Source organism: Caballeronia catudaia (genome assembly GCF_001544755.2).
Taxonomy (GTDB): domain Bacteria; phylum Pseudomonadota; class Gammaproteobacteria; order Burkholderiales; family Burkholderiaceae; genus Caballeronia; species Caballeronia catudaia.
The window spans coordinates 1-25,474 of the sequence record NZ_FCOF02000009.1 but is presented as its reverse complement, the minus strand read 5'-3'; the positions used below and the strand labels follow the sequence as shown (position 1 = coordinate 25,474).

The following is a 25,474-nucleotide window of genomic DNA, read 5'->3' as shown; positions in this document are numbered from 1 at the left end:
GTGGGTAATCAGTCGATGTCCGGCACGCGCGCGAGACGGCGGCGCTGCCAGCCTTTTTCAACGAAATGCAGATAGACGATGCCCGGCACGCCGAGCAGCAGCTCGCGCGCGCGCTTGGCGAGCGAGAGCGCGAGCGCCGCCTCGGGCGGCAGGCCGATCAGACGCGCGAGCAGCAGATAGCCGCCTTCCTGCACGCCGAGCGAGCCGGGAATGGCGAAGGCCGCGCCGCGGACCGCCTGGCCGAGACTTTCGAGCAGGAGCGCCTCGGTCCAGCCGACCGGATGACCGAGCAGATGCAGCGCGAGCCACACTTCGCCCGTGCCGGCGATCCAGCCGATCAGGCTCAAGCCGAAGCTCGCCGCCACCTTGCCGCGTTCGCGATACAAGTCGTGCACGGCGGCATCGACCGCTTCGGCGCGCGTGACGAGCGACGACCAGTCGCGCTTCGCCGAGAATTTCGCGGCGATGCCGGACGCGAAGCGCATCGCGCGGCCAAAGAGACCGCGCCGCTGTGCGAGATAGAAGCCGAAGATCATGAGACCGATGAAGCCGATCACCGCCAGCACGGCGATCATCACCGTCGACGATGAGCCGCCCGCGGCGAAGCTCGTCAGCAGCACGACGCCGACGAGCGCGAAGATCAGCTGCGCGACGGTCTGCATCGTCGTGCTGATGGTGATGACGGCGGCCGCGTCGCGCGCGCGCATGCCGCGCTGGGCGAGATAGCGCACCATCAGCATCGGACCGCCAATCTGGCCGGCGGGCATCAGGCTGTTCACCGATTCGCCGGCCCAGCGCGCGAGCAACGCGTCGCGCAGGGAGACGTCGCGCTCGTTGTGGGAAAAGAGCACGCTGATCGCGACGGCATCGACGACGAGCGGCACCAGGTGAAACGCTGCAACCGCGACGAGGCCCCATCCGGCGGCGGCCAGCGTCGAGGCGACCGAGCCGAAGCCTTGCCAGCCGAGCAGCGCGATGAACAACACCACGCCGAGCGACAACAGGAATGTGCCCGCGCGGCTCATGCCTGTCCGTTCTTGCCGCCCTTGCGGCGAAAAACCTGCCTGAATCCGAAATACGCGATCGAGTCCTTCATGTTCGAAATGAAGCGCTGGAACGGCCGCATGTTGGGATTCGTCACGTATTCGAATGTGAGCGACACGCGCATTTCGTTCTCGCCGAGCGGCGTGACCCGATGGCGCAGCTTGTCGCCGTCGAAGAACACGAACGCGCCGGGCGGATATTGCACGGCGCCCGGCTGCGCGGCCTTGCCCGGTGTCTTCGTGTGCAGCTCGTAGTTGAGCGCGCACGACGAATCGTCGATCACGCCGAGCAGCAGCGTATAGCGGCGGCCTTCGTAATACGAGGTGTCGTAATGCCAGCCGATATGGTCGCCCGGGCGCGTGTAGAAATAGAGCGCGTAGGCGTGCGGATCGTCATCCGGCGAGAGTTGCAGCTTGTCGCCGGTGATCGCTTCCAGCCACTTGATGAGCGCGTCGGACCGGTACAGATCCGCGATGAACGGCGCGAGCTTGTCGAGCGTATGGCGGCTCACGCTGCCGCCCGCCTTGTGACCCGGCAGATAGTTGCGGTTCACGGCCGGCGTCACGTCGTGTACGGCGGCGATCAGGCGCTCGGTGTAGTCGCGCGGCAGAAAGTCTTCGATGTAGAGAAAAGAACCCTGCTGGCCGTACTCGTCCCGCAACTTCGATGTTTGCAACGCGGCAAGACGCGCGTTCAGGGTCGACTCGATGTCGCGCTTCGACAGGCGCGCTGCCGGCGCTGCTTGCGCTTCCTGCATCGGTGTGTTGACCGGAGTTGCCGTATCGCTCATCTCACCGCCTGGAAATCGTTGCTCTTGTCCGCATGCGACGCCTGCGCGCGCTGCTTCATCTGCCGGTTGACGCGCTGATAGTCGATCGCCACGTACACCGCGAAGAGCGGCGCGCCGATCGACGCGGCAACCAGAAACGGCGTCATGCCGTTCAGGATCGTCACGACCGGCAGCAGATACAGCACGTCCTCCGTTTCGAAACCGGCCATCGACGCCTGCTTCGTGCCCGACTTGCCGACCATCGACTCGACGCGCATGCGCAGGAAAAAGATCAGCGCAACGGCCACGCCCGCGATTGCGCCGAGCCATTGCGCGGGCACGATCATGGACGGATGATGCACCGCCACGTAAAACCCGATGCCGAGGAACAGCAGCACGGTCACGAGCGCATCGGCCGCGAGGTCGTAGAAGTGGCCGATCTTGCTCGACTGACCGCTGATGCGCGCGAGCTCGCCGTCGGTGTGATCGACGAGATTCGACAGTGCGATGAGAAGCGCGCCGAGCGTGCACATCCAGAACTGACCGAGCGACAGATAATATGCGCCGGCGAGACCGATGGCGAGGCGCAGCGTCGTCAGATGGTTGGGCGTGACGGGCGTGCCCACGAGGGGCGTGACGAGGCGGCGGGCGAGCCGCGCGTCCCATGTGGAAGGCTCGGGAACGGCTTCAGGATTGGGCGGACACGGTTTTGTCATGTCGGAAATATATCGCTAATTGCACGAAGCTGCATATCTTGCGGCCCCGCGTCACAACGATAAATCCGAGTTTACTCAAGGCCGTCGGGCGTTTTTTAAATGGCGCGCGACGGCGTGAGACGCAACCGGCGCGGCGCGCTCCGGCATTTTTTTCCGATGCCTTGAGCGCGCGCCTCACCACGATCACTCGACGGTCTTCGATGCAGGCGCCGGCGGCACGCCGCGCTCGCTCGAATTCAGCGAGGCGGCCGTCTCGTTCGAGATGCCGCCGTTCTTGTCCACGGGCAGCGTCACCGTGCGCACGGTGCCGTTGCCGAGCGGGAAATCCGCGAGCGCGCTGCGCGTCAGATAGGGCATCGCCTGATAGAGCGATGGGTCGCCCGTCGAATTCACCGCCGTCACCTTGTAGACCTCACGGCCAGTCTGGCGGTCGGTCATGCGAATCTGCAGCGCGTGAATATAGACCGGATAGCTCTGGTCGACGTAACCCGTCGGCCCCCACGGGCCGTAGCCCCCCCAGCCGCCCCACGGGCCCCAGAACGGACGGCCGTAGGGACCGTACATCGGCCACGGATCGTAATAGACGGGCTGACGCACGGTGATCAGATCGCCGCGCACCGAATAGGCGAGCGCCACCTGATAACGCGCGCCCGCGTCCGGCGCCTGACGGAAGTTGTACTTCGACAACTCGTTCGCGACGAGCGCCTCGTAGGTCGTCTGCTCGATGCTGTTCTGCTGCTCGCCCTGACGCGCGAACGCATAGGTGCGCGTCGTGTCGCTGCCGCTCCAGTCGGAGAACGCGGTCACCTGCGTCTGCACGTAGGTCGTGCATCCTGCGAGCCACAGCGCGGCGAGCATCAGCAGCCACCTGTACAGCGCCTTGATCGGAAAATTCATGGTCGTCCTCACTTCGGAAACTGCTCTTCTTAGTTATAGATAGCGCGAGCGATCATAGTGCGCGCGATCCACGCACGTGCCGCGCTTCATGCAAGGCCCGGCGCTCGCCGCTCACGATCGACGGACGTTTTGTACAATGGTTCGACATGCCGCGCCAGCTTTCGTGCCGTGACGAAACGGCCACGCAAAGCGCTCGCGCCGCCCATCCACTTTGAAGATCTCGCCATGTCAACCACGACCGCATCCGCAGTGATCCGCCGCCAGGACTACACGCCGCCCGCGTTTTTGATCGACTCCGTCGCGCTCGAGTTCGACCTCGTGCCAGCGCGCACGGTCGTGAAAAATACGATGAAGCTGCGCCGCAATCCCGACGCAGGCGGAGACGCGCCCCGACTCGAACTGATGGGCGAGCAACTGGAATTCGTGAAAGCGGTGATCGACGGCGTCGCGCACGCGGATGTCCACGTCCATGAAAACGGACTGTCCATCGGCACTATTCCCGCAGCGGATACGTTCGAGCTTAGCATCGAGAGCATCTGCAATCCGGCTGAGAACACGACGCTCTCCGGACTTTATGTCTCCAGCGGCAACTTCTTTACGCAGTGCGAAGCCGAGGGCTTTCGCCGCATCACGTACTTCCTCGATCGCCCCGACGTGATGTCCACCTACACCGTCACCCTGCGCGCCGACAAGACCGCGTACCCGGTGCTGCTGTCCAACGGCAATCTGATCGAAGAAGGCGAGTTGCCCGGCGGCCGCCACTTCGCGAAATGGGAAGACCCGTTCAAGAAACCGAGCTATCTGTTCGCGCTGGTCGCGGGCAAGCTCGTGTGCATCGAAGAGAAGATCAAGTCCGGTTCGGGCAAGGAAAAGCTGCTGCAGGTGTGGGTCGAGCCGCATGATCTCGACAAGACCCGTCACGCGATGGATTCGCTCATTCACTCGATCCGCTGGGACGAAAAGCGCTTTGGGCTGGAACTGGATCTTGACCGCTTCATGATCGTCGCGGTCAGCGACTTCAACATGGGCGCGATGGAAAACAAGGGCCTCAACATCTTCAACACGAAGTATGTGCTCGCCAATCCGGAAACCGCGACGGACACGGATTTCTCGAACATCGAGGCCGTGGTCGGACACGAGTACTTCCACAACTGGACGGGAAACCGCGTGACCTGCCGCGACTGGTTCCAGTTGAGCCTGAAGGAAGGCCTGACCGTGTTCCGCGACCAGGAATTCTCCGCCGACATGGCCGCGGGCGACGTCGAAGGATCAGCAAGCGCGGCGGCGCGCGCGACCAAGCGCATCGAGGACGTGCGCGTGCTGCGCCAGATGCAGTTCGCCGAGGACGCCGGTCCGATGGCGCATCCGGTGCGCCCGGAAAGCTACGTCGAGATCAACAACTTCTACACGATGACCGTCTACGAAAAAGGCTCGGAAGTCGTGCGGATGTATCAGACGCTCTTCGGCCGCGACGGCTTCCGCCGCGGCATGGATCTCTACTTTCAGCGCCACGACGGCCAGGCCGTGACCTGCGACGACTTCCGCCACGCGCTCGCCGACGCGAATCATCGCGATCTCGCGCAGTTCGAGCGCTGGTACAGCCAGGCGGGCACGCCGCGCGTGTCCGTGCGCGCCGCCTACGACGCCGCGAAGAAGCGCTACACACTGACGCTCGCGCAAGGCTACGGCGATGCGTCGGAAGCGGCGCGCGACACGCAGAAAGGACCGCTCCTGATTCCGTTCTCGGTCGGCCTCATCGGCCAGAACGGCGCGGATCTGCCGCTGCGACTCGAAGGCGAGAAGGAGCCGAACGGCACGACGCGCGTGCTCGAATTCACGGAGCGCGAGCAGTCGTTCACCTTCGTCGATGTGAGCGAGGCGCCGCTGCCGTCGCTGCTGCGTAATTTCTCGGCGCCGGTGATCGTCGAATACGACTACACGAACGATGAACTCGCGTTCCTGCTCGCGCACGACAGCGATCCCTTCAATCGATGGGAAGCCGGCCAGCGTCTCGCCACGCGCGAGCTGCTCGGACTCGCCGAGCGTGCGGCGAAGGGCGAGACGCTTTCGCTCGACGATCAGGTGATCGCCGCGTTCGCGCGCGTGCTCGACGACACCACGCTCACGCCCGCGTTCCGCGAACTCGCGCTGATGCTCCCCTCGGAAAGCTATCTCGCCGAACAGATGACCGTGTCCGATCCGGCCGCCGTGCACGCGGCGCGCGTCTTCATGAGCCGTCGTCTCGCGTCGCAATTGCGCGAGAAATGGATCGCGACCTATCAGGCGAACCGCACGCCGGGCGACTATCGTCCGACGCCGGAAGATGCCGGCAAGCGCGGCCTCAAGAACCTCGCGCTCGCCTATCTGAGCCAGCTCGACGATCCGCGCGAAGCCGTCAAGCTCGCGCAGGCTCAATACGACGCCGCCGACAACATGACCGACCGTTCGGCCGCGCTCGCGGCGCTGTTGCTATCGAGCGCGACGAAGGGTGCCGACGCGAGCGTCGCGGACGCGGCGCTGGCGGACTTCTATCGTCGCTTCGAGAACGAGGCGCTCGTCATCGACAAATGGTTCGCGCTCCAGGCGACACAACGCGGCGGGCCGGAGCGCAATGTGATCGAGATCGTGCGCAAGCTGATGCAGCATCAGGCGTTCAATATCAAGAACCCGAACCGCGCGCGCTCGCTGATTTTCAGCTTCTGCAGCGGCAATCCGGCCCAGTTCCACGCGCCCGACGGCTCCGGCTATGCGTTCTGGGCCGAACAGGTGATCGCGCTCGACGCGCTCAATCCGCAAGTCGCGGCACGCCTCGCGCGCGGGCTCGAGCTGTGGCGCCGCTTCACGCCGAAGCTGCGTGAAAAGATGCACGCGGCGCTATCGGAGGTCGCGTCGAAGGCGAAATCGCGCGACGTGCGCGAGGTGGTCGAAAAGGCGCTCGCGGCTTGAGCGCTGTGTCGTCGGAATTTCGATGATCGGCGGCCGCCGCGCGAGGTTCGCGCTGCGGCCGTTCTGACTTATGGCGGCTGCTGTCACATCGGCGCGACAGGTCGACCGGTTAGAATCGTGAATATTCGTCTAACGCTCACGGAGTCCCGCATGTCCTCCATTTCCAGCCGCACCACGCTTTCCAAGTATCTGATCGAACAGCAACGCGAACACCAGAACCTGCCGGCCGATTTGCGCCTCCTGATCGAGGTCATCGCGCGCGCGTGCAAGCAGATCAGCTACCACGTCAGCAAAGGCGCTCTGGGCGAAGCGCTCGGCTCCGCCGGCAGCGAGAACGTCCAGGGCGAAGTGCAGAAAAAGCTCGATGTGCTCTCGAATGAAATCTTGCTCGAAGCCAACGAATGGGGCGGCAACCTCGCCGCGATGGCATCGGAAGAAATGGAAAAGATCTTCCCGATTCCCAACCGCTATCCGAAGGGCAATTACCTGCTGACGTTCGATCCGCTCGACGGCTCGTCGAACATCGACGTGAATGTTTCGATCGGCACGATCTTTTCGGTGCTGCGCTGCCCGGACGGCGTCGAGCCGAGCGAACAGGCGTTCATGCAGCCGGGCTCGCAGCAGGTCGCGGCGGGCTACGCGGTGTACGGCCCGCAGACCGTGCTCGTGCTGACGACCGGTCACGGCGTGAACTGCTTCACGCTCGATCGCGAACTCGGCTCGTGGGTGCTCACGCAGCGCGACATGAAGGTTCCCGTCGAAACGCGCGAGTACGCAATCAACGCGTCGAACTCGCGTCACTGGTATGAGCCGGTGCAGCGCTATGTCGGCGAACTGAACGACGGCAAGGACGGCGCGCGCAAGGAAGATTTCAACATGCGCTGGATCGCTTCGATGGTCGCGGACGTGCACCGCATTCTGACCCGCGGCGGCATTTTCATGTATCCGGCCGACAAGCGTGATCCGTCGAAGCCCGGCAAGCTGCGTCTGATGTACGAGGCGAATCCGATGGCGTTCATCGTCGAGCAGGCCGGCGGCGCCGCGACCAATGGCGAGGCGCGCATCCTCGATATCCAGCCGACGAGTCTGCATCAGCGCGTCGCGGTTTTCCTCGGCTCGAAGAGCGAAGTCGATCGCGTGACCGCGTACCATCTCGATAAGAAAAATTGATTTCGAGCCTTGCCAAGACGAAAAATGCTCTGCATAATCTCACTTCTTCGTTGCTGACGAACCAAACGGACGCAAAAGCGAAGAAAAATTCGGAGCCGGAATAGCTCAGACGGTAGAGCAGCGCATTCGTAATGCGAAGGTCGGGGGTTCGATTCCTCTTTCCGGCACCAATGAATTCAAGCACTTAGCCCAGTCATCGCGACTGGGCTTTTTGCTTTCTGGATTCCGTGTAGGCGCTGTGTAGGCAAATTCGAAAAACACGGCTCCCCTCTGAATTCAGGTTTCGGTGGTCGAAGACGACTCGCACCCGACGAAGACAAATTTTGACACTGCTTTAGAATCGGCATCGCGGGGTCATGTCGTATTCTGGCGCTCCCGGCGCGTGGTGCGCCGGGGACAGGTTTGACGGCCTGTAGCTGTTTCTTCAACCCGTGACCGCCTACGCAATGTAGGCGGCGCGCATGCTGTACCCCGCTTGCCCTCCGACCAAGGGCGATGTGGTGCTTTGGTTCGTCTATGGGCGGGCCGTGGCAGGGGAGCCGAAAGGCTCGCCGGTAATGGTTGTAACAGCCCGGTCCGTCAACCCTGCCACTGTGCCCGCCCGCCCCTTCGTTCGAAGGGCGCGGCTCCGGACTTCACACAGGAGCAGACGGCATGAAAGAAAAGAAGAAGGCGAAAGCGGCGACCAACGAGGCAACCCGCGACCCGAGCACGCTTTCACCAAAGGTACGCAATGCGGAACGTCCGGGGTGGACGTCGATACTTGAACCCGGCGCTAAACCCGGCTATCGCGGACCGCACCATATGACGATGCCAAACATTGACGGTCAGGCACGCGCAGCCTTCGCGCTTACTGGACTCATCGCGCTTCTGCGCCTGTTGTCCGATGAAGAAGGCGCTACACCAGCTATATACAGAACTCTGGACCATTGGGAGCTATCCGCGCTCTTCGGCACGCTCGAATGGATAGCTCGGGATGCGCTCGTGGCGGTTGAGGGGCTTTGACGCATGTCTTCGCGTTCATGCGGGGTCGACTTTCATCGAGTGGTTTTTCGATTCCTCTTTCCGGCACCAACAGGATTCAGGCAGCACAAAAAACCCGCGTACACGCAAGTGACGCGGGTTTTTTGCTTTTAGCGTTTCGAGCAGTCGACTTCGACGCTTCATCATCACTTGCGCGACGCTTCGCGCTTTTGCAACGATCGGCTCTGCTGTACACACGATTGCGACTTACGGTTGAAATCGGCTTCACCGATTTCACGTTCGCGCCCACCGTCCGTTTGATTCGCCTTATATGTGCGGTTACGTACAACAACGAGCCATTTTCCGCCCTGCACCATCAAGCGTCAACGCTGGTTTCCCGGTATCGTTATATCCATAGAGGAAAAGCTACAGTTTAGGTACGCGATGGTCGCGTTCCGTGCGGAGCCAAGCTGGGCGCGGCTCGCCGGCGCAGTCATCGAAGACTGCCAAACAGTACTTTTTGCAGCGACGAATTGAGGGCCGGCAATCAATTACCGATGTGTTGCCGAGCCGGAGACGAACGATCATGCGTTGGTGAATCACGCGCGCCAATTTGGCTCAAGCTGAAGCGGTCGCGATCCGATAACGCATAACGAGAGGGAACCGTATTTGGTTTTCGGCTGTATGTGGCTACGCAAAAACCGCATCGGCCAGTTGGCGCAATTGCCGTAGTCATCAAGGAGAGAAATCATGGACGCGAAACCGACGAAAATCCCGACGCCCGACAAGGTGTATTGTCCGGATCCGGAACCGGTTGGCGTCGAATTTCTCGCGACCGAGCTGCCCGAGCATGTGCGCGCGTTCTTCGACGAACAGCGCAACTCGGCGCAGTCGAAGTAAGGCGGACACACTGGATCACGCCGTCGTCGTGAGAACGACGCCCGCCGCGCGCGGCGCACACGGACCGAAAGGTCCGCACATGGCACACGCCAGGACGCGTCGCGCCCGTCGTCCATGACCGCCCGGGCGAGTCGCGCGGTTCGGCTCGCCTCATCGAAAGCTCTTCTCCGATTGCCGACCATGTTCAGATTCGAGCGGTCGGTGCGCTATTCTGGCGCTTTTGCCCGGACACCGATGCGCCGCCGATCGAACACCTCTCTCCTCGCTTCCGCCGCTTTCGCCTGCGCGCTCGCGTTCGCCGCGCCCGCATCCGTGCACGCCGATGGCGACGACACTCCGTTCACCAATCTCATCGCGCTGGTTTCGCAGCGGCTCGCGCTCGCTGAACCGGTCGCGCGCTGGAAATGGGCGCATCAGGAGCCGATCACCGACGCGCCTCGTGAAGAGGCGTTGCTCAAGCAGGTCGAGGCGAAGGCTAAAGGTGCGCAGGTCGATCCCGAATTCGCACGGCAGTTTTTTCGCGATCAGATCGATGCGAGCAAGGACGTGCAGAACGTCCTTTTCGCCAACTGGCGCGCGCTGAGAGCGGCGCCCGAAGAATCCCCGCCCGATCTCGCCAAGGACACGCGTCCGAAGCTCGATCGGCTGACGCAATCGCTCGTGTCGGCGCTCGCTCACGTCGAGCCCATTCGTCACGCCGACGACTGCCCGATGCGCCTCGCCGAAAGTGTCGCGCGATGGAAGCATCTGACGCGCTACAACTCGTCGATGAACGAGCCGCTCATGCGCGCGCTGTCACACGTCTGCGCGACGGGCGGTGTGGGCGCGGTGGGTTGATCGCGCTTCAGACGGCGGATGCGGGCGCAGCCGCGATGAGCGGCGTCACGGCCAGCCCGCGCGCGAGACGCTCGCTCAGAATGCGATAGGTCGTCGGTTCGAACGGCGTCGTGCCGGCCCCCGCCCGCAGCACCCCGGCCTGCGCCAGTGTGCTGGCCGAGCCGAGATAACACCACTCGTCGATGACATGCCACGCGCGCTGCCCCGATGCGGCGTCGCGCTCTTCTATAGCGATTGCGCCGCCGTACGGCCACGGCGCGCCGCAGACTTCACCAGGACGCGACTTCGGCGCGCGATTATGCGCCGGACGCGCGGTGGCAATCCATTGCGCCTCGGCAAGCATCGCACCGATCTCCCCGCCCGTCGCCTTCCATTCGACGCGGCGCACGAGTGCGGCCAGACGCAAATCCTTCGCTGAACGCCGCGGCCCGACGAGATGCGAGCGCACCCGCTGGCGCAGCTTCACGCTGCGACCCGCGTAGAGCGGTGCGTCGTCATCGCCATAAAACATGTAGACGCCGCAGCCTGCGGCGATCTGCTCGATCGTGTCCTCGTCGATATGCGCGGCGAGCTGGAAACGGCGCGTCACGCGTTCCAGATGCGCTTGCACGACGTCCGGCGCGTGCGCGCGATGCAGGTGTTGCCAGAACTGCCAGAGCAAATCGGCGTCGGCAAGCGCCCGGTGCCGCGCGGAAGGCACGAGCGCGTGCCGGTCGACGAGCGCATCGAGACCATGACGGGTTTCCGACGGGTACACCGCGCGCGAAAGTTGCACGGTGCAGAGCACGTCGGGCGCGAAGCGAAGCCCGAGGCGCCTGAATTCGCCCTTGAGGAAGCCGTGATCGAAGTGCGCGTTATGCGCGACGAACAGCCGCCCGTTCATCCGCTCGAGCAGGCCGGCGGCGAGTTGCTCGAAGGTGGGCGCATCGCGCACCATTGCGTCGGTGATGCCGGTCAGTTGTTGAATGAACGCCGGAATCGACTTCTGCGGATTGACCAGCGACGTCCACTGCGAAACGCCCGACGGTCCGACTTCCACGATGCCGATCTCGGTGATGCGGTCCACGCCAAAAGTGCCGCCGGTCGTTTCGAGATCGACGAATGCGATGGGTGCGGATGGAAAGGCAAAGCTTGAAGAGCGGTCGAGATGCATCGTAGATGGTGCGGGAAACGGCGCGAGAAGGCGGGATGGAGCGTGTGCGCTGGATTGCTCATTCTAACGCAGCACGAGGCACGAGGCTTTCGCCGGCGAGTAAACGCCCTGCCTGGCCGGCATTATCCAACTGCCCAAGCGAGCGGTTAATGCGCCAGCTCATTCTCGGCTGGCAAGCTGTCGATAGATTCGCGTGAAAAGCAATAGCGGGTAACCCGTAATAACTTCACCTGATTAACAAGCAATTTTTTAGCATTCCCCGAAGATCGGACTGCTGATAACCACGACCGGTCGCTCGGCCCTTCGTCGACTACCGTCCGTGGCCAGAGAAGCGAGGAGTCGTACCGCAGGCCACGCGGGCGGAGAAGCGTCCGCAGCGTTGGCGACTCTTAGTGCCGAGCAAATAAATGTTTGAAACGCGGTAAATCGCAAATATAGTATTTGCGAGGCTCTCCCCCTGAAACGTTCAAGCGCGCACGTTTTAATTCTCTAAATCACTAACTGAGATTTCAACGATAAATAAGCAAAGCGCGATCTCACTCTGTAACCAGGTTATTCGACTTGGAAGAGCCTATTCGAATTGCCCAATTCTCCGGGATCAAGCAACGCGGAAACTAAGTCGCAAATTAAATGTAATCGACATTAGCGACCTTGATTCAACCCGATCAAGTTGCACAGTGGTGGAAATCGCTCGCGGCACGAATTAATGACACCCGAAACGCAGACCGCCGCTTCCGGAACACTCACCGCCCGCTCGCCCTTGTCGCACGGACTTGGAAGCGCGACACGGGCGAACAAAAAAAAGCGCGACCGGAAAGTCGCGCTGACAAAGTTTGGAGATCTTTTTCCGTCAACGAAAAAGTCTGCTTCGGAAAGCAGCACCGTCAGTATAGCGATCCGGTCCGCATTAATTACCCGCAAAAGCCGCAATCTTCTTTTTCAAATACCTCAACAATGTAATTTCGGATGTTTCCCATTGATCGCGGCCACAATTGATGTAGCGCATTCGCAACGCCGTTTGGTTGACACTTCCCGCCCTTCGCCTTTATTCCGCCATAAATCGTTGTATATAAAGAAAAATATGGGCGCGGCCGATCATTGCCGCATCAACAATGGTTTATTGCGGAATTTGGAACGCCCCGTCCTGTAACCCCGTCTTTACACTTCTTCTGGTCCGGAAACAAATGTGTCGCGACGCCGACGCATTGCTGCTCCGCCCCGCGCCTCTCGCAGCGCGCCGGAGCGAGGTTTCCCAAAGCCTGGGTCCTCGGCCCCTATCTGCTCTCGGAGTTACAAAGATGAAAAAGACTCTCATGGTCGCCGCCCTGTCGGGCGTTTTTGCTACCGCCGCCCATGCGCAAAGCAGCGTCACGCTGTACGGCCTGATCGATGCGGGCATCACCTATACGAACAACCAGATCACGACGGTCGGCGGCCCTGGCCACAGCAACTTCAAGGCGACGAGCGGTTCGGTCAACGGCAGCCGTTGGGGCCTGCGCGGTTCTGAAGACCTCGGCGGCGGCCTGAAGGCGATCTTCACGTTGGAGAACGGCTTCAACATCATGAACGGCACGAACGGCCAAGGTGGTCGTGAGTTCGGCCGTCAGGCGTTCGTCGGTCTGTCGAGCAATCAGTTCGGCGCGATCACCCTCGGCCGTCAATATGACTCCGTCGTCGACTTCCTCGGGCCTCTGGCTCTGACGGGCACGCAATACGGCGGCACGCAGTTCGCTCACCCGTTCGACAACGACAACCTCGACAACACGTTCCGCGTGAACAACTCGGTCAAGTACACGAGCGCGAACTACGCCGGCTTCAAGCTGGGCGCGATGTACGGCTTCTCGAACGAAGCAGGCGGCTTCGCGGATAACCGCGCGTACAGCGTCGGCGCATCGTATAACTACGGTCCGTTGAACGTCGCTGCGGCGTACATGCAGTTGAACAACGTCGGCTCGCCGACGAACAACATCAACGGCGCGATCACGACCGACAACACGCCGTTCGTCGCTGGCCGTCAGCGCATCTTCGGCGGTGGCCTGAGCTACGCGTTCGGCCCGGCAACGGTTGGTTTCGTGTTCACGCAGACGATGCTCGACAACGCTTCGTCGATCACCAGCGTCGGCACGCAAGGCGCCGGTTCGATCAACCTGACCGACGGTCACGTCCGCTTCACGAACTACGAAGTGAACGGCCGCTACAACCTGACGCCGGCTCTGTCGCTCGCGGGTGCGTACACGTACACCGACAGCCGCATCGACGGCGAGAAGCCGAAGTTCCATCAGTTCAGCCTGCAAACGGCGTACGCGCTGTCGAAGCGTACCGACGTGTATCTGCAGGGCGAGTACCAACACATGACCGACAAGGACAACCTGCCCATCGGCGCGGTGATCAATGGCGTCGGCATGTCGTCGAACTCGAACCAGGTTTCGGCAACGGTTGGCATGCGTCACCGCTTCTAAGCTTCACCGGCAGTTCTGTTGTGAAAAAGCCGCTCTCCGGAGCGGCTTTTTTTCGTCTGCAAGTCTTGCCTGAAGCGACTCAGCGCGGATAACGCACATCCACGATATCGATCTGCTGCACGCCCGCAGGCGTGTGCAGTGCGACCGTATCTCCGATCTTCGCCTTCAGCAGCGCACGCGCGACCGGCGAGATCCAGCTCACGTGGCCGCGCTCCAGATCGACCTCGTCCACGCCGACGATCGTGACCGTCTTCACATCGCCGTCGTCGCCCGCGTAGTCGACCGTCGCGCCGAAGAACACCTGGTCGACGTTTTCCTGCTTGCTGCTGTCCACCACTTCCGCGAGATCCAGGCGCTTCCCCAGAAAGCGGATGCGCCGGTCGATTTCGCGCAGCCGCCGCTTGCCGTAGATATAGTCGCCGTTCTCCGAGCGGTCGCCGTTGGACGCAGCCCAGGAGACGAGCCTGACGACTTCGGGGCGCTCGGTGTCGAGAAGCTGCAGGAGCTCGTCACGCAGCCGCTGATGGCCCGCCGGCGTGATGTAATTCTTCGTGCCCGCCGGAACGTCAGGATGACCGAGTTCGAGGTCGTCGTCGGTGTCATCCGACTCTTTGACAAATGCCTTGTTCATAATACGAATGAATGTCGAATTCTCGGGTGTTCTTGCTTTCCAAACATCAACTTACCACGCCGCGCGGTGCTTTCGTCGACAGAAACATCGATAAACCGCCCGAAACCTCTTCCTTTTTGGAATGGGCTTGGCTATAATTCCGCTTCTGCGTGCGGCTGTAGCTCAGTTGGATAGAGTACTTGGCTACGAACCAAGGGGTCGTGGGTTCGAATCCTGCCAGCCGCGCCACCTAATTTGCAGTATCTCCGCGTTCGCGGAAACAGACTTCGCAGTACCGTTTTGCGTGCGGCTGTAGCTCAGTTGGATAGAGTACTTGGCTACGAACCAAGGGGTCGTGGGTTCGAATCCTGCCAGCCGCGCCACCTAATTTGCAGTATCTCCGCGTTCGCGGAAACAGACTTCGCAGTACCGTTTTGCGTGCGGCTGTAGCTCAGTTGGATAGAGTACTTGGCTACGAACCAAGGGGTCGTGGGTTCGAATCCTGCCAGCCGCGCCATTTTTTGAAGGGCCTTCCAAAGGGAAGGCCCTTTTTGTTTCTGTGCGTCGAAGTCGTCTAGACGCGCGGAACCGGGCTGATATCGCCGATATGCCGTCCCGGTGAAGGCACGTCTTCCACCGACGCAATCGCGCTCGATTCCCCGATCGGCTCCGCGCGTGCGCCGAGCAGCGACTGCGGGCGTCGCAGATACTCGTCCTCGACCGTATCGCCGAACGCATGCCGCACGAACGCGCGCAACAACGCGATCCGCAACGACGGCCCTCGCCCTTCAACAGACTCGCCGTCCTTGCCGAAGGTCACGGCGCAGACCACCTCGCCGCGCCCGTGATCCTGCATCTCCAGCTTGCAGGCGCGCTCAAGCACGACCGATGCAGCTTCCCATGACGTCGACGGTAAAAAGCGCCCGTCCCACGGCTTGCCGCGGTCGTTGCCGCGTATGGAGAGCGTCTCTCCGCTATCGGTGAAGTGAATCTCGCGGATGAATTCGTGCAGCCCGCGCGCCACCCAGTAATCAAGTGCGGGGCCTTCGAGATCGGAAGTATTCATTGCGGCGCTCTCTCCTGTTCGTCGGAGGACGACAGGCATGCATGCCGCGTACCCGCGCCGGCGCGTCAGTAGTCGGCGCGCTCGCGGTCGATGCGCATGCCGCCGTCCTGATTGCGGTGATGCGGTTCGTCGCTCGGACGCTCGCGCGCGATGCGCATCACGTCCGGATTGGTGCGCACGCGGCGCATGACGTTCGCCAGATGCACGCGGTCGCTGACCTGGATCACGAAACGCAGCAGTTTCGCTTCCTGCGACACGTCTTCGTCCATCGCGATATGCACGATGTTTGCATCGGCGGATGTAATGTCTGCGGCCACACGCGCGAACACGCCCTTCGTGTTCTTCACGAGCACCTTCACGGCGACATCGAAAAGACGGCCCGGCTGCGGCGCCCAGGCGACGTCGATCCAGCGGCCCGGATCGCGCCGGTGGATGCGCTGCGCGACGCGGCATTCGGTCGTGTGGATCGCCATGCCGAGGCCGATGCCGATGTAGCCCATGATGTCGTCGCCGGGAATCGGGCGGCAGCACGGCGAAAGCTGCACCGACATGCCTTCCGTACCCGTGATGACGACCGGCGGCGCGGTGTTGGTGCTGTGATGCTCGCGATGCGGATGATCTTCGTCGTCGGCGATGCCGTTCATCAACACTTCGATGCGCTTGGCCATCACCGCCGCCACGCGCCGGCCGAGACCGATATCCGCGAAGATTTCCTGCCGCGTCTTGTTGCCGGTCCACAGCACGAGTTTTTCCCACACTTCTGGCGTGACATCCGACAACGCGAGACCGTAGCCCTTCAAACTCTGATCGACGAGCCGCTCGCCCAACTGAACCGATTCGTTCAGGCGCATCGTCTTCAAATAGTGGCGGATGGCCGAGCGCGCCTTGCCGGTGCGCACGAAGCCAAGCCATGCCGGATTCGGCTTGGAATACGGCGCAGTGATCACTTCGACGATATCGCCGCTCTTCAGCTCGGTGCGCAGCGGCAGCAACTCGTTGTTGATCTTCACCGCGACGCACTGGTTGCCGAGGTCGCTGTGAATGGAATACGCGAAGTCGAGCGCGGTGGCGCCGCGCGGCAGCGGCATGATCTTCGACTTCGGCGTGAACACGTAGACCGCGTCCGGAAACAGGTCGATCTTGACGTGTTCGAGGAATTCGCTCGAATCGCCCGCTTCGCTCTGGATATCCAGCAGCGATTTGAGCCATTGATGCGCGCGCTTCTGCACGTCGTTCAGATCCGCGCCGCCGTTCTTGTAGAGCCAGTGCGCCGCGACGCCGGCCTCGGCGATCTCGTGCATCTTGCGCGTGCGGATCTGGAACTCGATCGGCGCGCCGAACGGGCCGACGAGCGTGGTATGCAGGGACTGATAGCCGTTCACCTTCGGAATGGCGATGTAGTCCTTGAACTTGCCCGGCACGGGCTTATAGAGCGCATGCAGCGCGCCGATGCACGTATAGCACTCGAGCGCGCTCTCGACGACGACACGAAAGCCGTAGACATCGAGCACTTGCGAAAACGACAACTGCTTGTCGCGCATCTTCTTGTAGATGCTGTAGATCGTCTTTTCGCGGCCGGTGACTTCCGCGTTGATCTTCGCATCCGCGATGGTCCGCTGCACGGCTTCGAGAATCTTGCCGACCACTTCGCGGCGATTGCCGCGCGCCGCCTTCACCGCTTTTTCGAGCGTGGCGTAGCGATTCGGATTGAAGTTCGCGAAGGAAAGATCCTGCAGCTCGCGATACGTATTGTTCAGACCGAGCCGATGCGCGATCGGCGCGTAAATATCGAGCGTCTCGCGCGCGACGCGCCGGCGTTTTTCCGGCGGCACCGCGCCGAGCGTGCGCATGTTGTGCAGCCGGTCGGCGAGCTTGACGAGAATGACGCGCACGTCGCGCGCCATCGCGAGCAGCATCTTGCGGAAATTTTCCGCCTGCGCTTCCTCGCGGTTGCGAAATTCCATCTTGTCCAGCTTGGACAAGCCGTCGACCAGTTCCGCGGCCTTGGCGCCGAAGCGCTCCGCGATTTCCGTCTTGGTGACGCCCTGGTCTTCGATCACGTCGTGCAGGAGCGCCGCCATGATCGATTGCGCGTCGAGCTTCCAGCCCGCGCAGATTTCCGCGACCGCGACCGGATGCGTGATGTACGGCTCGCCGCTCTGGCGATACTGCCCGAGATGCGCTTCGTCGCTGAAATGGAAAGCCGCCTTGACTTCCTTGATCTCCTCGGCGGAGAGGTAGCTCGCAAGCGTGTTCGTCAGCTTCGCGATGGAAACGACGTCGTGCTTGCGCGGCTGCTCGGGTGTCGCGGTCGGGCCGAACAGATGGCGGAACGACTGTTCGAGGACGGCGTCGATGTACTTGCGCGCTGCATGCGGCTTGTCGGCGTCGAGCATCGAATCCTGATCGATTTCGATCTCGGGATCCACGGCGGCGGAGATGGGCAACGGTGTCTGACTCATCCTGGCCTCCGTGGTGACGTGACGCGTGGTGTCGTCGGTTGCAAAAACTGAAACCGGTGTTGCCGAAGCCCTTAGACGGGCACCTTCTTCAACATTTCGATACCAACCTGGCCCGCCGCGATCTCGCGCAGCGCGACGACGGTCGGCTTGTCGCGGCTTTCGATTTTCGGCGTGTGGCCTTGCGCGAGCTGGCGCGCACGATACGTCGCCGCGAGCGCGAGCTCGAAGCGATTCGGGATTTGTTTCAGGCAATCTTCGACGGTGATGCGGGCCATGTTTAGTTCCTTCTCGATATGGGTTTTATTCTACCTTATGTGACCGGATCACCCGGCCACGGCAATGCGTCAGGATTGCGGCGCCGAATGAATGCCGAGGTCCACGAAAAGCTGTGTATTGCGGGCGTATTGCGACGTGAAGCGCAGGCGCGTCGCGGCCACGAGACAACGTAGTTCGTTGAGCGCGCGATCGAAGTTTTCGTTGATCACGACATACTCCGCCTCCGATGCATGGGCCATCTCGCTGCCGGCCGCCAGCAAGCGCCGCACGATCACTTTTTCGGAATCCTGGCCACGTTTCTTGAGGCGGTCTTCGAGCGCATCGAGCGACGGCGGCAGGATGAAAATCTCCACCGCGTTGCGGAACTGCTTCTTGACCTGCTGCGCGCCCTGCCAGTCGATTTCGAGCAGCACGTCGTGGCCCTGCTTCATCTGGTCAGCGATCCAGAGCTTCGACGTGGCGTAGTAGTTGCCGTGCACTTCGGCCGACTCCAGAAACTCGCCCTTTTCGCGCCGCTCCATGAATTCATCGACGGACACGAAGTGATACTGCACGCCGTTGGTTTCCTTCGTCCGCGCTTCGCGGGTGGTGTACGAAACCGAGAGCAGAATGTCCTTGTCCTCGGCGAGCAGCGCGTTAACGAGCGTGGACTTGCCCGCGCCCGAAGGCGCGACGACCATGAACAGGTTGCCGGGATAGATGCCCGTGTAGTGGCTATGCGAGCGGTGCGAAGTGTTCGGCATGATGTTGCGTTACTCCAGATTCTGTGCTTGCTCGCGCATCTGTTCGATGAGCAGTTTGAGCGTCATCGATGCATCGGCGAGTTCCTTGGCGGCCGCCTTCGAGCCGAGCGTGTTCGCTTCGCGGTTCAGCTCCTGCATCATGAAGTCGAGGCGCTTGCCGACCTTGCCGCCCTTTTGCAGCACGTGGCGCGTTTCGTTCAGATGCGCGGTGAGGCGCTGCAATTCCTCGGCGATGTCGATGCGAATGCCGTACATCGTCACTTCCTGACGGATGCGCTCGGCGATTTCCTCGCGCGGCGCGCTCGTCGGCGTTGCGCCTTCGGCCGTCGCGATGCCCAGCGCATCCTGCAAGCGCTCGACGATTTTCTGCTGATGCTTCGCGATCAGTTCGGGCACGAGCGGCGTGATGCGCGCGACAATCGCTTCCATCTCCGTCACGTTGCTGATGAGCACGTTGCCGAGCGCCGCGCCTTCGCGCGCGCGCACTTCGATGAGATCCGCGATGGCCTGCTTGCCGCACGCGAGCACCGCTTCGCGCAGCGTTTCCTGCGATACCGCGCTTTCCGCGAGCACGCCGGGCCAGCGCAGGATTTCGCCGGTGCGCATGCGCTCGGCGTCGGGGAAGACGTCGAGCACGGCGCGCTCGAGCGTCGCGAGTTGCGAGAGCGCTTCGCGGTTCAGCGCGCCCGCGTTTGCCGACTGCTCCACGCGATTCAGGTTGATGCGGATATCGACCTTGCCGCGCGAGAGCTTGTTCATCAGCATTTCGCGCAATTGCGGCTCGGTTGCGCGCACGTCTTCGGGCATGCGGAAGTTCAGATCGAGAAAGCGCGAATTCACCGTGCGCAATTCCACCGATACACCGACGCCCGAACCGCCCGCGCCATTGGGTCCCGCGCCATCCGCGACGACTTCGCGCGTCGCGCTGGCATAGCCTGTCATGCTGTAGATCATGGTACGTCTCGCGATGTGACCTTCCTTGCGAAGGCCGATTCAACGAAACGCCCGGCGCTCTCGAAGGTGCTTTGGGGATGGCACGTGTTTGGCTGCCGGGCGAGGAATCCGCATTATCCCATTTTTGTCACGGAGCCCGCCCGCACGGCATGTGCGCGACCGACGCCTGCCGGTGAATGACGATAAAATCGTCCGTGAATGACGATAAAAAACGCCGGGAATTTCCCGTCCAACTCTCTCGAACACCATCCATGACCGACTCTCCCCTGCTCAAGCCTTCTCCCCCGCGCCCGAGCGGCCGCCGCGCGAATCAGTTGCGCGACGTGCGCATCACGCGCAATTACACGAAGCACGCGGAAGGCTCGGTGCTCGTCGAATTCGGCGATACCAAGGTGATCTGCACGGCGAGCATCGCCGAGCGCGTGCCGGAGTTTCTGCGCGGACGCGAGCAAGGCTGGCTCACCGCCGAATACGGCATGCTGCCGCGCGCGACGCATACGCGCAGCGACCGCGAAGCCGCGCGCGGCAAGCAGACGGGCCGCACGCAAGAGATTCAGCGGCTGATCGGCCGTGCGCTGCGCTCGGTGTTCGATCTCAACGCGCTCGGTGCGCGCACGCTGCACATCGATTGCGACGTCATTCAGGCCGATGGCGGCACGCGCACGGCGAGCATCACGGGCGCGTTCGTCGCGGCCCACGATGCGGTAAGCAAGCTGCTCGCCGCGGGCAAGATCGCGAAGACGCCGGTGAAGGAGTTCGTTGCGGCGATTTCGGTCGGCGTCTTCGAGGGCGCGCCGGTGCTCGATCTCGACTACGACGAAGACTCGCAATGCGACACCGACATGAACGTCGTGATGACGGGCGCGGGCGGTTTCGTCGAAGTGCAGGGCACGGCGGAAGGCGCGCCGTTCACGCGCGACGAGATGAACGAGCTGATCGCGCTGGCGGACAGCGGCATCAAGGCGCTGATCCTGAAACAGAAGGAAGCATTGGGGATTCAAGGTGTCTGATGTCAATGGCCTGGGCCGCGTGGTCCTTGCGTCGAACAATGCGGGCAAGCTGCGCGAGTTCGCGTCGCTGCTGGATGCGGCGGGCATCGAACTGATCGCGCAGGGCGAACTCGGCGTGCCCGAAGCGCCCGAGCCGCACGCGACCTTCGTCGAGAATGCGCTGGCGAAGGCGCGGCACGCGTCGACGCTCACCGGCCTGCCCGCGCTCGCCGACGATTCCGGCCTGTGCGTGCGCGCGTTGAACGGCGCGCCGGGCGTGTATTCGGCGCGCTATGCGTCGATGAACGGCGAAGCGAAGAGCGATGCCGCGAACAACGCAAAGCTCGTCGCCGATCTCGCCGATGAAACCGATCGCCGTGCGTACTACTTCTGCGTGCTCGTCCTCGTGCGTCACGCCGACGATCCCGAGCCGCTCATCGCGGAAGGCCGCTGGCACGGCGAAGTGATCGATGCGCCGCGCGGCGCGAACGGCTTCGGCTACGACACGCACTTCTTCCTGCCGACGCTCAACGCAACTGCCGCGGAACTCGATCCCGCGCGCAAGAACGCGCTGAGTCATCGCGCGCTCGCGCTGCGTGATCTGCTGCAACGACTGAAGGAATTGGCGTGAGCGCCGGACCCAACACAACCAGACGCGCCATCAACGTCGTGCAGGCGTTCACATCGCCGGGCAGCATCCGGCTGACATCGCTGCCGCCGCTCTCGCTGTACGTGCACTTTCCGTGGTGCGTGCGCAAGTGTCCTTATTGCGACTTCAATTCGCACGAATGGAAGGACGACACGTTCCCCGAAGAACGTTATCTCGATGCGTTGCGCGCCGATCTCGAAAGCGCGTTGCCGCTCGTGTGGGGACGGCAGGTGCATACGATTTTCATCGGCGGCGGCACGCCTTCGCTGCTTTCCGCGAAGGGCCTCGATCGCCTGCTTTCGGATGCACGCGCGCTGCTGCCCCTCGACGCCGACGCCGAAATCACGCTCGAAGCCAATCCCGGCACGTTCGAAGCCGCGAAGTTCGCGTCGTTTCGCGCGAGCGGCGTGAACCGTTTGTCGATCGGCATTCAGAGCTTCAACGAAGCGCATCTGAAGGCGCTCGGCCGCATTCACGATGCGGAGCAGGCGCGTAAGGCCGTCGAGATCGCGGCGAAGCACTTCGACAACTTCAATCTCGATCTGATGTTCGCGTTGCCGCAGCAATCGCTCGACGAGTGCCGGCACGATATCGAAACCGCCATTTCCTTCGCGCCGCCGCACCTGTCGCTGTATCACCTGACGATGGAGCCGAACACGGTCTTCGCGAAGTATCCGCCCGCCCTGCCCGACGACGACGCTTCCGCCGACATGCAGGACTGGATCCACGAACGCACGCGTGCGGCGGGCTACGAGCGTTATGAAGTGTCGGCGTATGCGAAGCCGCACCGGCAGAGCCGGCACAACCTGAACTACTGGCGTTTTGGCGATTACCTCGGCATCGGCGCGGGCGCGCATACGAAGCTGTCGTTTCCGTCGAAGATTCTGCGCCAGGCGCGCTTCAAGCATCCGGCGAGCTACATGGATCACGCGCTTTCGCCAAAGGAAAGCCCGATTCAGGAAGAGCGCGAAGTCGGCCCGCGCGATCTGCCGTTCGAATTCATGCTGAACACGCTGCGGCTCGTCGAAGGCTTTCCGGTGCATTCGTTCGTCGAGCGCACGGGTCTCGCGCTGTCGGCGATCGAGCCCGCGCTGGCGCAAGCGGAGAAGCGCGGACTGATTACGCGCACCATCGAGCGCATCGCGCCGACCGAGCTCGGCCAGCGCTTTCTCAACGATCTACAGGAGCTGTTCTTGAAGGACTCGAAGCATTGAGCGCACCGACGATGACGCCTGGCTCGGTGATGCGGCATCGCCCGTTCGCGCTTTTCTGGACCGCGCGGGTGATGTCGTCGGTGGCGTTTCAGATGATGTCGGTCGCGATCGGATGGCAGGTGTATTCGATCACACACAGCGCCTACGCGCTCGGCTTCGTGGGGCTCGCACAGTTTCTGCCGATGTTCGTGCTGACGCTCGTCGTCGGGCACGTCGCGGATCGATACGACAGGCGCACGATCGCATATGTCTGTCAGGCGATAGAAGGCGTTGGCGCGCTCGCGCTGTGTCTGGGCGCGTGGCATGGCTGGGAAACCGTCGCCCCGATTTACGCGATCGCGATGATCACCGGCGCCGCGCGCGCGTTCGAATCGCCGTCGATGGCGGCGTTGCTGCCGAATCTCGTCGCACGCTCTCAATTGCAGCAGGCGACGGCGTGGTCGACTTCCGCCAATCAGACCGCGATGATCCTCGGTCCCGCGATGGGCGGCCTGCTGTACGGCCTCGGCGCACTGACCGTGTACGGCGCGGTGACGATCGCGTTTCTTGGCGCGGCTTTCGCGGTGGCCGCGATCAGGATCGACGCAGCCGTGCGCATGCGCGCGCCCTTGTCGTTCGAAGCGCTGTTCTCCGGCATCGGGTTCATCAGGAGCAAGCCGGTGATTCTCGGCGCGCTGTCGCTCGATCTGTTCGCCGTGCTGCTCGGCGGCGCGACGGCGCTTTTGCCGGTGTATGCGCGGGACATTCTGCATACCGGCCCGTGGGGGCTTGGCGTGTTGCGCGCGGCGCCGGCAGTGGGTGCGCTCGCCGGGTCGATCTGGCTCGCGCATCGCCCGCTGCGTCAGCGCGCGGGCACGGCGCTGTTCGGCGGCGTGATCGCGTTCGGCATCGCGACGATCCTGTTCGGCCTGTCGCGCGATATCGGGTTTTCCTTGCTCGCGCTCGCGGCGCTGGGCGCATCGGATGTGATCAGCGTGGTCGTGCGCTCGTCGCTCGTGCAGTTGCAGACGCCCGATGAAATGCGCGGACGCGTCGGCGCGATCAATTCGCTGTTCATCGGGACATCGAATCAGCTGGGCGAATTCGAATCGGGGATGACGGCGGGGCTGTTCGGCGCGGTGCCGGCGGTGCTGATCGGCGGAATCGGCACGATCGCCGTCGCGCTGCTGTGGATGCGGTGGTTTCCCGCGCTGAGAGCGACGAAATCGCTCGAAGGGTGAACGTTCCTCCGCCTCGATGACTTGCGCTACAATACGCGCCTTGCTGGAGGTGTGGCCGAGCGGTTTAAGGCACCGGTCTTGAAAACCGGCGAAGGAGCGATCCTTCCGTGAGTTCGAATCTCACCGCCTCCGCCAAAACACCAATTAAAACCCGTAAATCCAAGGACTTACGGGTTTTTTGTTTTCAAGCCTATCAAATAGCCCATCAACAGGCGGCGGCTACGGTCGTCTATCCTGACCATCGGCGCGGAATGTCTTGGCGAAACGATACATAGGATAGAACCCCATACTCCCAATTTTTAACATACGATAGAACCCCATACTCCCAATTTTAATAACGTAAAATTTTTCGCCCAACGCTGCCTACTCACGCGTCCGAACTGTTTCCTTGATTTCTAGCGCGTTAAATTCAACAACGATCTCGGCTCCGGCAGTGGCAGCAACAAGCGCAATCTTCTCTCCGGGAATCTTAGAAAATCGATCTGATTTCGTAAGGATGGAGAGTGCCTGTTTATACTGAGAATCGTCCGGCTGAAGGATTGTAATGTCATAGACGATATTCAACATTCCAAAGTGTTCGACTACGCAACGACTAGTACCTTCGAACGTGACTTCGGCTTGTCTGCCGTCGAAGCAAAGACTTAGAATCAATCGATTCTCTTCGCTTGCGGAAATCGAATCAATCTGCCAGTCATGAAAGAAGACGTACTCTTTTAGATTATCCATAGTATTCAGAAAATAGAGACGGGGTTTCCTTTGTCGCGCTTACCATTCTCCCAGTTATGAGAATGCGGCGCGCCAAATCCGTGATCATGTCCGAAGTCAATATCGACAGCGGCATCGCCGTTTCCGTCGTAGTATCGCCATTGCTTTTTCCCGGAAGGATTCTCCAGCCAGCTATTAGGAGGACCGTCGGTACTTGGCAACCACGCCGTCTGCATATCGTCGTCGATATCGTCAGGCACGTACTCAAACGGTTGCGCGTCGCCAAGCAAGCTATCGCTGTCACTGTCTCCAAAGCGCTTCAGCATTGAATTGCCGCCGCCATCGTCGCTCGAACCCGCGCCGCTGAGCATGGCCCCGGCGACCGTTTCAGCCGCGCCGAGCCAGTCAAAACCGCTTTCGCTATCATCGCCGCCGGAACGTGCGCCCGCTTTCGCTATCATCGCCGCCGGAACGTGCGCCCGCTTTCGCTGCTGCGGCAACTTTGGCCGCGCCCCGAACGGGGACGTATGGCGTGTCTTCAATAAAAGACCCGTCCGCGTCAAGCGGTACATACTTACCGTTGTGGAACCCGTAGACGGTCGGTTTCGGGTCTGGTTCCCGCTTCGGCCAGCTTTGCGGCGCATATTGCCGGGCGACCCGCCGACTACCCCGCCACTCACGGTGAATAGCAGGAATGAGATGGCCGTCGCGTACCGCATCGCGAAGGATGCG

The 25,474-nt window shown here is 62.0% G+C and carries 24 protein-coding genes, 5 tRNA genes and 1 pseudogene; 16 read left to right on the top strand and 14 right to left on the bottom strand.

What is annotated here, in order from left to right; all coding sequences use genetic code 11:
* Window positions 1-8: 8 nt before the first annotated feature.
* From AWB75_RS12110 to AWB75_RS12095, 4 genes are all read right to left on the bottom strand, one after another.
* Window positions 9-1,025, bottom strand: a complete 1,017-nt coding sequence (locus AWB75_RS12110; RefSeq protein ID WP_061124333.1) for a flippase-like domain-containing protein — start codon at window positions 1,023-1,025, stop codon at window positions 9-11.
* Window positions 1,022-1,834, bottom strand: coding sequence for a HalD/BesD family halogenase (locus AWB75_RS12105; protein WP_061124332.1), 813 nt, complete (start codon window positions 1,832-1,834; stop codon window positions 1,022-1,024). The genes AWB75_RS12110 and AWB75_RS12105 overlap by 4 nt, the downstream gene beginning before the upstream one ends.
* Window positions 1,831-2,529, bottom strand: a complete 699-nt coding sequence (locus AWB75_RS12100) for a CDP-alcohol phosphatidyltransferase family protein (protein ID WP_061124331.1) — start codon at window positions 2,527-2,529, stop codon at window positions 1,831-1,833. Before AWB75_RS12100 ends, AWB75_RS12105 begins: the two co-directional genes overlap by 4 nt.
* 183 nt (window positions 2,530-2,712) lie before the next feature.
* Window positions 2,713-3,426: a DUF4136 domain-containing protein gene (locus AWB75_RS12095; protein ID WP_061124330.1), complete on the bottom strand. Its 714-nt coding sequence runs from the start codon at window positions 3,424-3,426 to the stop codon at window positions 2,713-2,715.
* Between the two features lie 225 nt (window positions 3,427-3,651).
* Here AWB75_RS12095 and pepN point away from each other — a divergent pair, with 225 nt between their 5' ends.
* From pepN to AWB75_RS12070, 6 genes are all read left to right on the top strand, one after another.
* Window positions 3,652-6,372: an aminopeptidase N gene (gene pepN / locus AWB75_RS12090; RefSeq protein WP_061124510.1), complete on the top strand. Its 2,721-nt coding sequence runs from the start codon at window positions 3,652-3,654 to the stop codon at window positions 6,370-6,372.
* 150 nt (window positions 6,373-6,522) lie between these two features.
* A complete protein-coding gene (locus AWB75_RS12085; protein ID WP_061124329.1) occupies window positions 6,523-7,542 on the top strand; it encodes a class 1 fructose-bisphosphatase in 1,020 nt (339 codons plus the stop codon).
* A 94-nt stretch (window positions 7,543-7,636) separates the two neighbouring features.
* Window positions 7,637-7,712, top strand: a tRNA-Thr gene (locus AWB75_RS12080).
* Between the two features lie 484 nt (window positions 7,713-8,196).
* The gene (locus AWB75_RS37010) at window positions 8,197-8,547 is read left to right on the top strand and encodes a hypothetical protein (protein WP_143746428.1); all 351 of its coding nucleotides are present in this window, start codon (window positions 8,197-8,199) and stop codon (window positions 8,545-8,547) included.
* Window positions 8,548-9,255: 708 nt separating this feature from the next.
* Complete coding sequence (locus AWB75_RS38095; protein ID WP_167390499.1) at window positions 9,256-9,405, top strand: hypothetical protein; 150 nt, start codon at window positions 9,256-9,258, stop codon at window positions 9,403-9,405.
* A 234-nt stretch (window positions 9,406-9,639) separates the two neighbouring features.
* On the top strand, window positions 9,640-10,242 hold the full coding sequence (locus AWB75_RS12070; protein WP_061124327.1) for a chorismate mutase: 603 nt from the start codon (window positions 9,640-9,642) through the stop codon (window positions 10,240-10,242).
* A gap of 7 nt (window positions 10,243-10,249) precedes the next feature.
* Here the strand turns inward: AWB75_RS12070 and AWB75_RS12065 are convergent, their stop codons facing one another.
* The gene (locus tag AWB75_RS12065; RefSeq protein WP_061124326.1) at window positions 10,250-11,395 is read right to left on the bottom strand and encodes an exonuclease domain-containing protein; all 1,146 of its coding nucleotides are present in this window, start codon (window positions 11,393-11,395) and stop codon (window positions 10,250-10,252) included.
* Window positions 11,396-12,101: 706 nt separating this feature from the next.
* On the opposite strand from AWB75_RS12065, the gene AWB75_RS37005 reads away from it, so the two are divergent.
* The gene (locus tag AWB75_RS37005; RefSeq protein ID WP_143746427.1) at window positions 12,102-12,545 is read left to right on the top strand and encodes a hypothetical protein; all 444 of its coding nucleotides are present in this window, start codon (window positions 12,102-12,104) and stop codon (window positions 12,543-12,545) included.
* A gap of 148 nt (window positions 12,546-12,693) precedes the next feature.
* On the top strand, window positions 12,694-13,854 hold the full coding sequence (locus AWB75_RS12060) for a porin (RefSeq protein ID WP_061124325.1): 1,161 nt from the start codon (window positions 12,694-12,696) through the stop codon (window positions 13,852-13,854).
* A gap of 79 nt (window positions 13,855-13,933) precedes the next feature.
* Here AWB75_RS12060 and greB read toward each other — a convergent pair whose 3' ends face one another.
* Complete coding sequence (gene greB / locus AWB75_RS12055; protein ID WP_061124324.1) at window positions 13,934-14,485, bottom strand: transcription elongation factor GreB; 552 nt, start codon at window positions 14,483-14,485, stop codon at window positions 13,934-13,936.
* A 151-nt stretch (window positions 14,486-14,636) separates the two neighbouring features.
* Between greB and AWB75_RS12050 the strand changes: the two genes are divergently transcribed.
* The 3 genes from AWB75_RS12050 (at window position 14,637) to AWB75_RS12040 (ending at window position 14,981) form a co-directional block, all read left to right on the top strand.
* Window positions 14,637-14,713 (top strand) — tRNA-Arg (locus tag AWB75_RS12050).
* Window positions 14,714-14,770: 57 nt separating this feature from the next.
* Window positions 14,771-14,847 (top strand) — tRNA-Arg (locus AWB75_RS12045).
* A gap of 57 nt (window positions 14,848-14,904) precedes the next feature.
* A tRNA-Arg gene (locus AWB75_RS12040) sits at window positions 14,905-14,981 on the top strand.
* Window positions 14,982-15,038: 57 nt separating this feature from the next.
* On the opposite strand, the gene AWB75_RS12035 is transcribed toward AWB75_RS12040, so the two are convergent.
* The 5 genes from AWB75_RS12035 to AWB75_RS12015 form a co-directional block, all read right to left on the bottom strand.
* A complete protein-coding gene (locus tag AWB75_RS12035) occupies window positions 15,039-15,530 on the bottom strand; it encodes a phage protein NinX family protein (RefSeq protein ID WP_061124323.1) in 492 nt (163 codons plus the stop codon).
* 65 nt (window positions 15,531-15,595) lie between these two features.
* Window positions 15,596-17,926 carry a RelA/SpoT family protein gene (locus tag AWB75_RS12030; RefSeq protein ID WP_061124509.1) on the bottom strand — a complete coding sequence of 777 codons (2,331 nt, stop codon included), beginning with the start codon at window positions 17,924-17,926 and terminating at the stop codon, window positions 15,596-15,598.
* 137 nt (window positions 17,927-18,063) lie between these two features.
* The gene (gene rpoZ, locus AWB75_RS12025; protein WP_006999799.1) at window positions 18,064-18,267 is read right to left on the bottom strand and encodes a DNA-directed RNA polymerase subunit omega; all 204 of its coding nucleotides are present in this window, start codon (window positions 18,265-18,267) and stop codon (window positions 18,064-18,066) included.
* 69 nt (window positions 18,268-18,336) lie between these two features.
* Entirely contained in the window at window positions 18,337-19,011 is a 675-nt protein-coding gene (gene gmk, locus AWB75_RS12020; protein ID WP_061124322.1) for a guanylate kinase, read from the bottom strand.
* A 9-nt stretch (window positions 19,012-19,020) separates the two neighbouring features.
* On the bottom strand, window positions 19,021-19,965 hold the full coding sequence (locus AWB75_RS12015) for a YicC/YloC family endoribonuclease (protein ID WP_061124321.1): 945 nt from the start codon (window positions 19,963-19,965) through the stop codon (window positions 19,021-19,023).
* 251 nt (window positions 19,966-20,216) lie between these two features.
* On the opposite strand from AWB75_RS12015, the gene rph reads away from it, so the two are divergent.
* The 5 genes from rph (at window position 20,217) to AWB75_RS11990 (ending at window position 24,172) form a co-directional block, all read left to right on the top strand.
* Window positions 20,217-20,975, top strand: coding sequence for a ribonuclease PH (rph, locus tag AWB75_RS12010; RefSeq protein ID WP_061124320.1), 759 nt, complete (start codon window positions 20,217-20,219; stop codon window positions 20,973-20,975).
* Entirely contained in the window at window positions 20,968-21,585 is a 618-nt protein-coding gene (gene rdgB, locus AWB75_RS12005; protein ID WP_061124319.1) for an RdgB/HAM1 family non-canonical purine NTP pyrophosphatase, read from the top strand. Before rph ends, rdgB begins: the two co-directional genes overlap by 8 nt.
* Window positions 21,582-22,817: a radical SAM family heme chaperone HemW gene (gene hemW / locus AWB75_RS12000; protein ID WP_061124318.1), complete on the top strand. Its 1,236-nt coding sequence runs from the start codon at window positions 21,582-21,584 to the stop codon at window positions 22,815-22,817. Before rdgB ends, hemW begins: the two co-directional genes overlap by 4 nt.
* Window positions 22,818-22,828: 11 nt before the next feature.
* Window positions 22,829-24,037, top strand: coding sequence for an MFS transporter (locus AWB75_RS11995; RefSeq protein ID WP_200822974.1), 1,209 nt, complete (start codon window positions 22,829-22,831; stop codon window positions 24,035-24,037).
* Between the two features lie 45 nt (window positions 24,038-24,082).
* Window positions 24,083-24,172 (top strand) — tRNA-Ser (locus AWB75_RS11990).
* A gap of 228 nt (window positions 24,173-24,400) precedes the next feature.
* Here the strand turns inward: AWB75_RS11990 and AWB75_RS11985 are convergent.
* The 3 genes and pseudogenes from AWB75_RS11985 to AWB75_RS38450 all read right to left on the bottom strand — a co-directional run.
* Window positions 24,401-24,763, bottom strand: coding sequence for a hypothetical protein (locus AWB75_RS11985; protein ID WP_235012076.1), 363 nt, complete (start codon window positions 24,761-24,763; stop codon window positions 24,401-24,403).
* Window positions 24,764-24,768: 5 nt separating this feature from the next.
* Window positions 24,769-25,203, bottom strand: coding sequence for a hypothetical protein (locus AWB75_RS37000; protein WP_143746426.1), 435 nt, complete (start codon window positions 25,201-25,203; stop codon window positions 24,769-24,771).
* Window positions 25,166-25,474: pseudogene (locus tag AWB75_RS38450) on the bottom strand (hypothetical protein); the annotation flags it as partial. The gene AWB75_RS37000 and the pseudogene AWB75_RS38450, both read right to left, overlap by 38 nt.